Origin of the sequence: Flavobacterium sp. (genome assembly GCF_043720215.1) — a bacterium.
GTDB lineage: Bacteria > Bacteroidota > Bacteroidia > Flavobacteriales > Flavobacteriaceae > Flavobacterium.
Genome location: NZ_JAYSSZ010000116.1, coordinates 1 through 12,352 on the forward strand (window position 1 = coordinate 1; position 12,352 = coordinate 12,352).

Below are 12,352 nucleotides of genomic sequence, written 5' to 3' on the forward strand. Positions count from 1 at the left end.
AAGTCAAATTTAAACAAAATGAGTCCGATACAATATCGAACTCATTATTATCAAAATTAATTATAAATTTGTCCAAACTTTTGGGTTCAGTCTAATTTCGAGGCTTTTATTTTTTTATAAACTAGTTATTGCTTTTTCAATTCGCTTAACGGTTTCTTCTTTTCCTATCATTTCTACAATATCAAAAAGATGTGGTCCCATCATTTTCCCTACTAAACTCAATCGGAACGGTTGCATAACTTTACCCATTCCAATTTCGTTTGTAGTCATCCAATCTTTTACTAGGGTTTCAATATTTAATGATTTAAAATCTTCTATTGTATTTAAAACCACAATTAATTGTTTCATTAACTCGGGCGTTTCGTCCTTCCAATTTTTTGCAGCTTTCTCGTCATAAGAAATTGGAGCCACAAAGAAATAATCAGACAAATCCCAAAGTTCGTTTACAAAATGTGCTCTTTCCTTTACTGATGCAACCACTTTAGTTACATAATCTAAATTCGTTACAATTCCTTTTGCTTCCACTATTGGTAAGAATAATTCAGCCAAGGCGCCATCTTCTTTCTTAACCAAATATTGGTGGTTGAACCATTTGTTTTTCTCAGGATCAAACTTCGCTCCTGCTTTGTGAATTCGGTTCAAATCAAATTTTTGTACTAATTCTTCTAACGAAAAAAGTTCTTGTTCGGTTCCGTCATTCCAACCTAACATGGCTAAGAAATTAAGCACAGCTTCTGGAAAAAATCCATTCTCTTTATAACCCAATGAAGTTCCTTCTTCTGTTTTCCATTGTAATGGGAATACTGGAAAACCTAATTTTTCACCATCACGTTTGCTTAATTTCCCGTTTCCTACAGGTTTTAGTATCAATGGTAAGTGCGCAAATTCTGGTGCTTCCCAACCAAATGCTCTGTACAATAAAACGTGTAATGGCATAGATGGTAACCATTCTTCACCACGAATTACATGAGAAGTTTCCATCAAATGATCATCGACAATATTCGCCAAATGATAAGTTGGCATTCCATCAGATTTAAATAAAACTTTGTCGTCTAATAAATTAGTTTCAAATTTTATATCTCCACGAATAATATCCGTAAGGTGTAACGTTTCATTAACAGGAGTTTTAAAACGTATCACATAATCTTCACCAGCGGCAATTCTATCAGCTACTTTTTCTGGTGAATTAGTTAATGAATTGTCTAATGTTTCACGAACGGTATGATTGTAAATAAATGTATTTCCCGCTGCTTCAGTTGTTTTTCGTAAAGTATCTAAACTCTCAGGAGTATCAAACGCATAATAAGCCCAACCAGAATTTATCAATTGGTCAGCGTATTGTTTGTATAACGGTTTTCTTTCTGACTGTCTGTATGGACCAAATTTTTCATTTTTGCCTATCGTTTCATCAGGCGAAATTCCTAACCATTCTAATGCTTCTAGTATATATTCTTCGGCACCTGGAACAAAACGATTTTGATCTGTATCTTCTATTCGTAAATAGAAAACGCCGTTGTTTTTTTTAGCAAATAAATAATTAAATAAAGCAGTACGAACACCACCTATATGCAAAGCTCCTGTTGGACTTGGTGCAAAACGCACACGAACTTGTTTAGACATTTTAGTAAATTTTGATGCAAAGATAAATGATTAACCACAAAGTACACAAAGGTTTTTGCTGAGTTCACAAAGCTTTGTGTTCTTTTTGCGTTCTTTGCGTTTTTTTGAGGTTAAAGGATTAGTCTAAATATGTTAAAGAAAAAGCTTGTTTTAAAGTTAAAAAAACTAAAGCAGGAAGCTATCGTATAATTTATTATAGAATATTTAACAAACGAAATAACTTTTTCTTTAAATGATTATTTTTCTATATTTGATAGAATTATTAAAAAAAATCATGAAAAATAAAACTACTTATTTATTAGCCACCATTTTTACTTTCTTTTTTACTTTTGTATCATGTTCAGATTCTGAAGATCAAATTCCAGCAACACCAGATCCAGTAGTTAGTAACACAAATGTTTTACCATTAGTAACAGGCAATTATTGGAAATATGATGTGGTAACACCAGCAACAGCCACTACTCCTGCTTCTACAACAAAAGATTCGTTGTATGTAGAAAATGATATGGTAATAAATACGATTGTGTACAAAAAGATGAAAACTAGAAATGCACCAACTGGATTTTTTTGCAACTTTCTAAACAATAACGGATTAAGAGTTGATGGAAAGAAGATAAAAATTTCAGGAACGGTTAATTATGGTACAGGTTTGCCTATACCAATTGTAATAAATATTTCTGATTTTATTATTGTCGATGAAATTGCAACATCTGGAACCCAATTAAGTACTACTTCTGGTACATTTTCGCAAACAGTTGGGGGTTATCTTATTACATTCGATTATACTTTGCGTTCCCTTGCCGATGGCGTATTACCAACTTATACAGTATACGGAAAAACATATTCAGATTTAACTAAAACTAAGATTATTGTAAATTTAAAAGCTATGACAACAATATCTGTTGGTGGTTTTCCAATTCCTATTACAGTTATGAATCCGCAAGACGTGGTGGTGTCAAATCAATATTACAGTAAGAATATTGGAGTAGTGCACAATCATACTGTTACCAGTTATCAATTAAATTCTTTACCTGGTGGTGTTACTTTGCCTATCCCATCTTCCGGAACACAAACACAAGATGATTTTTTAGATACATACCTTACGCTTTAAATTTCTTTATACTTACAAAAAAACGCTAATTAAACTATTTTTTTAGTCTTATTAGCGTTTTTTTATGCCTTTAGATCACAAGAATAGATTTTATTTGTAGTTTTCAAAAATTAGAAGATTTCATCAAGAAATTCTATACTAACGAATTGTTACGTGGGACAATTTTCTTTCTTTGTTTCGGATTACTATATCTTTTTGTAACTAGTTTTATTGAATATTTCCTTTTGTTGAAACCAAAGGGAAGAACATTTTCATTGTTAAACAAAATTTACAAACAGAACAAAGATTTATTCTCAAAGTAAAAACCTTAGGAAAAATTGTTCCAGAGAAAGCAATGATTTTTATAGGTGAAGAAAATTATTTCATGGAAAACACCAAGCATGGAGAATTTCAGTTTGTAGCAACGAAACCTATGCAAAACATCAATTTTCATATTGAAGCTAACGAAGTTTCATCTTATTTTGCATCAAATGACGTGATTACCCTTTCATTTCTAATGGAACTCTTTTATTCATCACCGCAAACCATAATGGTGGAAAAAACGACATAACCATACTAGTTGGATAACCATAAGGCATTTGTGGAGAAATATCATGATATTCTAAAATTTGATATTTTTTTTGAGATTTAAAATGGTGATCACTATGACGTGTTAATTCATACAACATGATTCTTCCAAGTATATGATTCGAATTCCATGAATGTTTTTCAGTAACTCGTTCAAACCTTCCAGAAGGAAGTAAATTTCTTTTTAATCCATAATGCTCTATGTAGTTGATGGTTTCTAGTAATAAAAAGCCAACAATACCTGCAAATAAAGCTAGTAAGAATCCATTAAATCCAAAGAAGAAATAGATTGATGCTAGATAACTTGTTTGAATTATAGTAAACCAAAACATATCACTTTTTATAGCATAAAATGGACGGTTTTCTATTTGATTTAGTTTCTTCTGAATTTCCCAAGCTTTTATGTATGTTCCAGAAACAGTTTGCCACCAGAAAGTATACAAGCTTTGATTATATTTTGCTGTAGACGGATCATTTGGGGTTGAAACATGTAAATGATGACCGTGATTATGCTCTATAAAGAAATGGGTATAATGGGATGGAATTAATAATATTTTCCCTAATATTCTTTCATACAGTTTTTCTCTATGTCCCAACTCGTGTGCGACATTTATTCCGTTTGCACCTAAAACAATTCCTAAACTCAAAGTTGTTCCTATAAGTTCAAATACGGACAAATGATTATGTGTAATTTTCCATATTGTAAAAAACAAAATTCCATATACAATAGGTATGTTTAAGTACAAAAGAAAGTCAAACAACTTGTTTTTTAGACGATTTTTAACACCATCTTCTGAATAATTGTCTTCATTAGTAGGAAGTATTATCTCAAAAAAAGGGATTAATACAAAAGCAAATAATACTCCAGAATAACTTAAAACTGCTTGATAATGAATCCCTAACAAACTAATGATAGGAATTGAATACGCTAATAAATATTTCATAAAAGATTTTTTTCTTATAAAAATACTAAAGTTTTTTTTAATGTTTTGATATTCAGCAAAAATTGTAACTTTATAAGTTATAATTTAACGAATGTAATTTTGAATTCAAAAGACCTCATATTCCAAAAGCTAGAAGATTTCATTAAGAAATTCTATACTAATGAATTGTTACGTGGAACAATTTTCTTTATTGGTTTGGGATTACTATATCTTTTTGCAACGAGTTTTATCGAATATTTCCTTTGGTTGAAACCTACAGGAAGAACCTTTTTGTTTGCGCTATTTATTTTGGTCCAGTTATTTTTATTAATAAGATTTATTGCCTTTCCAATTTTCCAATTATTTAAACTTAAAAGAGGAATCAATTATACAGAAGCTTCAAAAATTATTGGGAATCATTTTACAGAAGTTAATGATAAGCTGACTAATTTTCTTCAATTGTCGGAAGATAAAAATCAGTCTGAATTACTTTTAGCGTCAATAAATCAAAAAGCAAATTCACTACAACCCATTCCTTTTTCTAATGCTATCGATTTTAAAAAGAATAAAAAATTCTTACCATTAGCTCTAATTCCTTTATTTTTTATTTTGTTTCTGATGCTTTCTGGACAACAAAAACTAATTACCGAAAGCATGAATCGTGTGGTAAATTACAAACAACAATTTTTACCACCAGCTCCGTTTGCTTTTACGTTGGTAAACAAAAATTTACAAACCGAACAAAACAATGATTTTATTCTCAAAGTAAAAACTGTAGGAAATGTAGTTCCAGAGAAAGCTATGATTTTTATAGGTGACGAAAGTTATTTTATGGAAAATACTAAGCAAGGAGAATTTCAGTTTGTAGTAACGAAACCTATGCAAAACATCGATTTTCATATCGAAGCTAACGAAGTTTCATCGGCTGATTATACCTTGAATGTGATCACTGTTCCTGCTATTGCCAATTTCGAAATGTCACTTAATTTTCCTAATTATTTAAATAAGAAATTGGAAATCATCAAAGGAACTGGGAATGCTATTGTTCCCGAAGGCACAAAAATTACGTGGAGAATTAACACAATTGCGACTCAAAACATCAATCTAATTGAATCTAATAAATCCTATTCGTTTGTAAATTCAGGAAACACATTCAATTTAAGTAGAAATTTATTTCAAAACACAGAATATCAGATATTTACTTCTAATAAATCGATAAAAAACTACGAAAAACTTAATTATGCCATCAATGTTGTGAAAGACCAGTTTCCAACCATCAAAGTGGAGATGGTCGCCGATAGTCTAAAAGGTTCTAAAGAATATGTTTTAGGTCAAATTTCGGATGATTATGGGTTTTCGAAATTGAGTGTTGTTTACTTCCCTAAGGATAATCCTCAAGCTGCTAAACGTGGAATCATTGCTGTGAAGAAAAGTAATTTCGATCAGTTTGTTTTTTCTTTCCCAAGTACCTTACCTATTTTAGATGGTGTGGCGTATGAATATTATTTTGAAGTTTTTGACAACGATGCTATTCATCATTTCAAAAGCACCAAATCATCTGAGTTTTCGTATCGTGAATCTACTGCCGAAGAAAAAGAAAATGAAAATCTACAACAACAAAACGAGAATATTAATGCTTTAGAAAAATCGTTAAGCAAACAAGACAAGCAACTTTCTGAGTTAGAAAAATTGCAAAAAGTCAATAAGGAAAAAAAGGATTTAGATTATAAAGACAAACAAAAATTAGATGATTTCGTAAAACGTCAGAAACAACAAGACGAAATGATGAAGGAATTTTCTGAAAAGATTAAAGACAATTTAGAGAAATTTAAAGCCGAAGAAAATGATCCGAAGAAAGAATTATTAAAACAACGTTTAGAAAAATCGAAGGAAGAATTAGAAAAAAATCAAAAGCTTCTAGACGAATTGAAACGATTGAATGAAAAACTGGATCAAGATGAAATAGAAGAAAAATTAGAAAAGTTCCAACAAAAAAGTAAGAACCAAACCAAGACTTTAGAGCAATTGGTTGAGTTAACTAAAAGATATTATGTCGAAAAAAAGGCAGAACAACTTGCAGACAAGTTAGATAAACTTTCTGAAAAAGAAGATAAACTTGCTGATGACAAGAAAGAAAACTCTGAAGAAAAACAGAACGAGATTAATAAGGAGTTTGATAAAATTCAACAGGAATTAAAAGATCTTGATAAAGAAAACAAAGAACTAAAATCTCCATTAGATTTACCTCTAGACAAAGAAAAAGAGGAAAGCATCAATAAAGATTTGCAAAAAGCTTCTGAAGAATTACAAAAGAAACAGCAAGATAAAGCATCTCCTAAACAAAAAAGTGCTGCTAAGAAAATGAAAGAAATGAGTCAGAAAATGGCTGAAGAAATGGAAGGCGGAGAACAAGAACAGCTAGAAGAAGATGTTGCAATGCTTCGTCAAATCCTAGACAACTTGCTAGCGTTTTCGTTTTCACAAGAAGCATTAATTAAGAATTTTAAAGCGATAACCAATACTTCTAACGCATTTTCAAAACACTTAAAAACGCAACAAGATTTGAAACAGCAATTCAAACATGTTGATGATAGTTTGTTTGCCATGTCATTGCGTAATCCAAAAATAAGCGAACAAATCACGACGGAAATTGGAAAGGTTCATTATAATATAGATAAAAGTATCGATTTGCTTTCCGATAATCAAATTTCTAGAGGAACATCGAGCCAACAATTTTCTTTAACAAGCGCAAATAATTTGGCTAACTTTTTAAGTGATGTTTTAAACAGTATGCAAATGTCCCTTTCGGGAATGGGTAAAGGAAAACCAAAACCAGGAAAAGGACAAGGTGGTGGAATGCAATTGCCAGACATCATCAAAAAACAACAAGGTCTTGGCGAAAAAATGAAAGGCGAAAAAGGTAAAGGTGAGAAACCTGGAGAGAAGCCTGGAGAAAAACCAGGTGAAGGGAAAGACGGAAAATCGGGTAAAGACGCCAAGTCTGGTAAAGATGGCAAAGACGGAAAATCAGGACAAGGTAGTGACGGAAAAGGCAATGGAGAAAACGGACAAGATGGAGAAGGTGATGCAAAAGCAGTTTTAGAAATCCTTAAGGAGCAACAACAATTACGTGATGCATTACAAAAAGAATTGGAGAAAAATGGTCTAGGCGGCGCCGGACAAAACGCTTTAGATCAAATGAAGCAAATAGAAAAGCAGTTAATCAACAAAGGATTTTCTAACGAAGCGATTCAAAAAGCTCTTAATTTAAAATATGAATTACTCAAATTAGAGAAAGCCATTCAAGAACAAAATCAAGATTCGAAAAGACAATCGAATACAAATAAAAAGGGTTTTAACAACACGGCAAATCCCCTACCCCAAAAGCTTCAAGAATATTTAATTAGTATTGAAATTTTAAACAGACAAACACTACCTTTGCGCTCGAATTTTGACCGTAAGGTTCAAGAATATTTTAAGAAAAATGATTAGTTTTAATTACGAACTAGATTTCGAAATTCCAGAAGAAACCATTTACACAGATTGGATTTCTGGCGTTATACTTTCAGAAAACAAATCTGAAGGAGAGATAAATTACATCTTTTGCGACGATGATTATTTAGTTGAAATTAACCAACAGTATTTAGATCACGACACACTTACGGATATTATAAGTTTCGATTATTCACTAGGCAACGAAATACACGGAGATATTTACATCTCTATAGAAAGAGTTCGTGAGAATGCAGAAGAGTTTAAAGTTTCTTTCGAAGAAGAATTAAAACGCGTGATGATTCACGGTGTTTTGCATTACTGCGGTTACAAAGACAAATCGGAATCTGACGAGTTATTAATGCGCTCTAAAGAAGATGAAAAAATAAAATTGTTTCACGTTAAACAAAATTAAAAATAAATCAGAAATCATGAATTACAAATCGTGTTCCACGTGAAACAATTTTCTAATTCACATTTTCTAATTGTAAAAAGTTCCACGTGGAACAAAATATAATTTGAATTACAAACAATCCCGAAAGCTGTTTTTTGTAATTCACAATTCACATTCAAAAAATGTTTTTAGAAGAATATGATGTTATAGTAGTGGGTGCTGGTCATGCAGGTTGCGAAGCCGCAGCGGCATCGGCAAATCTGGGTTGCTCTACCCTATTAGTCACAATGAGTTTGCAAAACATCGCACAAATGTCTTGTAATCCTGCCATGGGTGGAATTGCCAAAGGGCAAATCGTTCGTGAGATTGATGCGTTGGGTGGTTATTCTGGAATTGTTTCTGATAAAACCGCTATTCAATTCAAGATGCTTAACAAATCGAAAGGACCTGCTATGTGGTCGCCAAGAGTCCAAAGTGACCGTATGCGTTTCTCAGAAGAATGGCGATTGATGTTGGAAGGAACTCCGAATCTTGATTTTTATCAAGAAATGGTTTCTGGTATGGTTATCGAAAACAATAAAGTTTTAGGTATTAAAACATCTTTAGGTTTGACTATTCGTGGCAAATCGGTTGTACTTACCAATGGAACTTTCTTGAATGGATTAATACATATTGGTGACAAACAATTTGGTGGTGGTCGTGCTGGCGAAAGCGCCGCTTACGGAATTACTGAAGATTTAGTAAAAGCTGGTTTCGAATCTGGAAGAATGAAAACAGGAACGCCACCTCGAGTAGATGGTCGTTCGTTAGATTATTCTAAAATGAATGTGGAAGCTGGGGATATTAATCCTTCAAAATTTTCTTATTCTGATGTGACTAAACCATTGGCACACCAAAGAGATTGTCATATGACGTATACTTCGCTTTTGGTTCATGATATATTGCGTGAAGGTTTCGAACGTTCGCCAATGTTCAATGGTCGTATTAAAAGTTTAGGTCCAAGATATTGTCCTTCTATCGAAGATAAAATAAATCGTTTTGCAGATAAAGACCGTCATCAATTATTTATTGAACCAGAAGGCTGGAATACTTGTGAGGTTTATGTAAATGGATTCTCAACTTCTTTGCCAGAAGATATTCAATTTAAAGCATTGCGTTCGGTGGTTGGTTTCGAGAAAGTAAAATTCTTCAGAGCGGGATATGCTATCGAATACGATTACTTCCCTCCTACGCAATTGAAGCATACATTAGAAACTAAATTGGTTGAAGGTTTGTATTTTGCAGGGCAAATAAACGGAACAACTGGTTACGAAGAAGCCGCTTCTCAAGGATTGATGGCTGGAATAAATGCTGCGCTCAAGGTAAAAGAACAAGAACCTTTAATCTTAAAAAGAGACGAGGCTTATATTGGAGTTTTGATTGATGATTTAATTACAAAAGGAACTGAAGAACCATACAGAATGTTTACTTCTCGTGCGGAATTTAGAACATTATTGCGTCAAGACAATGCCGATTTCAGATTGACGCCTATGTCGAATAAAATAGGTTTAGCATCTGATGATCGTTTGAAACGAATGGAACACAAACTAAATGAATCTGAAAAAATGGTCGCTTTCTTCAAAGAGACTAGCATTACTCCTGCTGAAGCAAATCCGGTTTTAATTGCCAAAGAAACAGCCGAAGTAAATCAAACAGATAAAATATTTAAAATTCTCTCTCGTCCACAAATTGAGTTGGCAGATGTTTTAAAGTTTACTAATGTCACCGATTATGTAGCTAATAATGATGTTGATTTAGAGATTTTGGAACAAGCCGAGATTCAAGTCAAGTATTCTGGTTACATTGATAAAGAAAGAGCAAATGCTGAAAAGCTAACTCGTTTAGAAGATTTAAAAATACCAGAAAGTTTCGATTACCATCAAATAAAATCGATGTCTATAGAAGCCAAACAAAAATTATCTAAAATCAGACCAGTTACTATTTCTCAAGCATCAAGAATATCTGGAGTTTCGCCAAGTGATATTTCCGTATTGTTGGTTTTTATGGGAAGATAATTGAAATTGTTCCACGTGAAACTTAATTAAATTAATAATAAACATTCATAGCAAAACATAATATGAATTTTCAAAATCATTCTGTTTTTATAAAAGTAAAAGACAATTCAGTATCAAAAGAAAGTTTTGAGTTACTTCTTGATGAAGAATTACAATTACTAAAAACACATCCGCAACCATCATTAGATATTCTTCCAAAATATTACGAAAGCGAAGATTATATTTCACATACCGATGGAAAACGTTCTTTGTTTGAAAAGTTGTATCAAATTATCAAATCATATTCTTTAAATAAAAAAGCAAGTTTAATTAATTCTCTTCATTCACAAAAAGGAAACTTGTTAGATATTGGTGCAGGAACTGGCGATTTTTTGGCCATAGCAAAAAAAGCAGGTTGGCAAACTACTGGAATCGAACCAAATGAAAAAGCAAAAGCTATTGCAATTTCTAAAGGAGTTTCATTTGCAGAAAATCTGGAAAGTATCGAATCTCATTCTTTCGATGTGATTACCATGTGGCATGTTTTAGAACACGTTCCCGATTTAGAAAATCAAATTAAAGAATTAAAAAGATTATTAAAACCAAACGGGACAATAATTATTGCGGTGCCAAATTATAAATCATTTGACGCAAAATATTATGGAGAATTTTGGGCAGCTTATGATGTGCCAAGACATTTGTGGCATTTCTCTAAAATTTCTATCGAAAAATTATTTGCTAAAGAGAATATGAAACTCATAAAAATTCTACCCATGATTTTTGATAGTTTTTATGTGTCGCTTTTATCAGAAAAATACAAAAACGGAAAAATGAATTTTATGAAAGCGTTTTATATCGGTTTGAAGTCAAATCTTAAAGCAAAGCAAAATTTAGAGTATTCTTCTCATATTTACGTGATAAAAAACAACTAAAAATCATTTTAAGCGCTTTTTAGAGGTGTTTTTGATTGAAAACATATAAACACATTTAGGAAAATAGAATTTAACTTAAAACTTACCTATGAAAGCTTGTTTTAATAGCGGAAAACTATATTTTTAAAATTGACTATAAGATTTTGCTATGATTAAAAGATTTGTATAATTTTTCCAAATAACCGATTAACCGCATCAACAAATATCCAAATCAATAAATAACCAAATCAACATTTGAAAAAAAAGTTTACTTTTACCAAAATTTAAAAATCAACAAAAAAATAAAAATGAAAAAAATCGTATTACTCGTAGCAATTTCAATGTCGATAATTTCTTGTAACAAAACACCAGAAGCAAAGGAATATAAAACAGCATACATTGATACTCAAAAAATGATGGAAGATTATACTGAAGCAAAAGAGCTTGACGAAAAGTATAAAACCAAAGGAGAAGTTATGGGTCGTGAACTTGAAGTAGCAGCCAAAAACCTAAAAGCAGAAATGAATGGTTTTCAACAAAATGCTATGGCAAAAGGACAAGCTTGGGCGCAACAAAAAGGAGCTGAATTGCAACAAAGAGAGCAACAATTGCAATACGCACAACAAGCAATGATGCAACAATTGCAAGGTGAAAGCGGAAAAGAAATGGATACTTTGGTTAAATCTGTAAAACAATTAATCAAAGATTACGGAAAAGAAAAAGGATACGATTATATCTACGGAACGGGCGATGCCGCAACTGTTTTATACGCAAAAGATAGTTATGATATTACAAAAGATGTCGTAAAAATGATTAACGAAAAATACGCTGCAAAACCTAAAACAGAAGAAAAAGCAGCAGAGAAAAAATAATTTTTCTTAAATAATTTCAAAAGCCTTCATCTTTAATTAGTTGGAGGTTTTTTTAAACCTGTATTTTGTCATTCCGACGAAGGAGGAATCTCATTATTTATTCACGTTTTGAGATTCCTCCTTCATCGGAATGACAATAATAAAATCCGCGTCATCCGTGTTCCATTTTTTAATCAAAGTGGAAACATTTAAATAAATTCTATATTTTTGCCTAATATATACAAGCCAAAATGGAAAATATCTCAGCCGAAGCTAATTACACTTTACAATTCATCAACCAAACCCAGCGAAATATCTTCCTTACTGGAAAAGCGGGAACAGGAAAAACCACACTCTTACGAGAAATCATACAAACAACGCACAAAAATTGTGTCGTCGTCGCTCCTACTGGAATTGCTGCGCTAAATGCTGGTGGCGTTACGATTCACT

9 protein-coding genes are annotated in these 12,352 nt (G+C 32.0%); 7 read left to right on the forward strand and 2 right to left on the reverse strand.

Features of this window, described 5'->3' with window-relative positions:
- Positions 1-114 precede the first annotated feature (114 nt).
- Positions 115-1,620: a glutamate--tRNA ligase gene (gene gltX / locus ACHZC3_RS05580; RefSeq protein WP_394758892.1), complete on the reverse strand. Its 1,506-nt coding sequence runs from the start codon at positions 1,618-1,620 to the stop codon at positions 115-117.
- Between the two features lie 274 nt (positions 1,621-1,894).
- Between gltX and ACHZC3_RS05585 the strand changes: the two genes are divergently transcribed.
- A complete protein-coding gene (locus ACHZC3_RS05585; protein WP_394758893.1) occupies positions 1,895-2,731 on the forward strand; it encodes a hypothetical protein in 837 nt (278 codons plus the stop codon).
- A 479-nt stretch (positions 2,732-3,210) separates the two neighbouring features.
- Here the strand turns inward: ACHZC3_RS05585 and ACHZC3_RS05590 are convergent, their stop codons facing one another.
- Positions 3,211-4,242 (reverse strand): alkane 1-monooxygenase, encoded by a 1,032-nt coding sequence (locus tag ACHZC3_RS05590; protein ID WP_394758894.1) that lies wholly within the window; start codon positions 4,240-4,242, stop codon positions 3,211-3,213.
- Positions 4,243-4,341: 99 nt separating this feature from the next.
- On the opposite strand from ACHZC3_RS05590, the gene ACHZC3_RS05595 reads away from it, so the two are divergent.
- The 6 genes from ACHZC3_RS05595 to ACHZC3_RS05620 all read left to right on the forward strand — a co-directional run.
- Positions 4,342-7,713, forward strand: a complete 3,372-nt coding sequence (locus ACHZC3_RS05595) for a hypothetical protein (RefSeq protein ID WP_394758895.1) — start codon at positions 4,342-4,344, stop codon at positions 7,711-7,713.
- Complete coding sequence (ybeY, locus tag ACHZC3_RS05600) at positions 7,706-8,128, forward strand: rRNA maturation RNase YbeY (protein WP_394758896.1); 423 nt, start codon at positions 7,706-7,708, stop codon at positions 8,126-8,128. Before ACHZC3_RS05595 ends, ybeY begins: the two co-directional genes overlap by 8 nt.
- A 161-nt stretch (positions 8,129-8,289) precedes the next feature.
- Positions 8,290-10,161, forward strand: a complete 1,872-nt coding sequence (gene mnmG, locus ACHZC3_RS05605; RefSeq protein ID WP_394758897.1) for a tRNA uridine-5-carboxymethylaminomethyl(34) synthesis enzyme MnmG — start codon at positions 8,290-8,292, stop codon at positions 10,159-10,161.
- Between the two features lie 62 nt (positions 10,162-10,223).
- The gene (locus tag ACHZC3_RS05610; RefSeq protein ID WP_394758898.1) at positions 10,224-11,072 is read left to right on the forward strand and encodes a class I SAM-dependent methyltransferase; all 849 of its coding nucleotides are present in this window, start codon (positions 10,224-10,226) and stop codon (positions 11,070-11,072) included.
- 287 nt (positions 11,073-11,359) lie between these two features.
- A complete protein-coding gene (locus tag ACHZC3_RS05615; protein ID WP_394758899.1) occupies positions 11,360-11,923 on the forward strand; it encodes an OmpH family outer membrane protein in 564 nt (187 codons plus the stop codon).
- 230 nt (positions 11,924-12,153) lie between these two features.
- Positions 12,154-12,352: AAA family ATPase (locus ACHZC3_RS05620; RefSeq protein WP_394758900.1), on the forward strand; the 199-nt coding region annotated here is incomplete at its 3' end.

What these genes read in the sequence shown, in the direction of transcription:
- gltX (WP_394758892.1), bottom strand. Translation starts at nt 1,620, where the DNA reads ATGTCTAAACAAGTTCGTGTGCGTTTTGCACCAAGTCCAACAGGAGCT.
- ACHZC3_RS05585 (WP_394758893.1), top strand. Translation starts at nt 1,895, where the DNA reads ATGAAAAATAAAACTACTTATTTATTAGCCACCATTTTTACTTTCTTT.
- ACHZC3_RS05590 (WP_394758894.1), bottom strand. Translation starts at nt 4,242, where the DNA reads ATGAAATATTTATTAGCGTATTCAATTCCTATCATTAGTTTGTTAGGG.
- ybeY (WP_394758896.1), top strand. Translation starts at nt 7,706, where the DNA reads ATGATTAGTTTTAATTACGAACTAGATTTCGAAATTCCAGAAGAAACC.
- mnmG (WP_394758897.1), top strand. Translation starts at nt 8,290, where the DNA reads ATGTTTTTAGAAGAATATGATGTTATAGTAGTGGGTGCTGGTCATGCA.
- ACHZC3_RS05610 (WP_394758898.1), top strand. Translation starts at nt 10,224, where the DNA reads ATGAATTTTCAAAATCATTCTGTTTTTATAAAAGTAAAAGACAATTCA.
- ACHZC3_RS05615 (WP_394758899.1), top strand. Translation starts at nt 11,360, where the DNA reads ATGAAAAAAATCGTATTACTCGTAGCAATTTCAATGTCGATAATTTCT.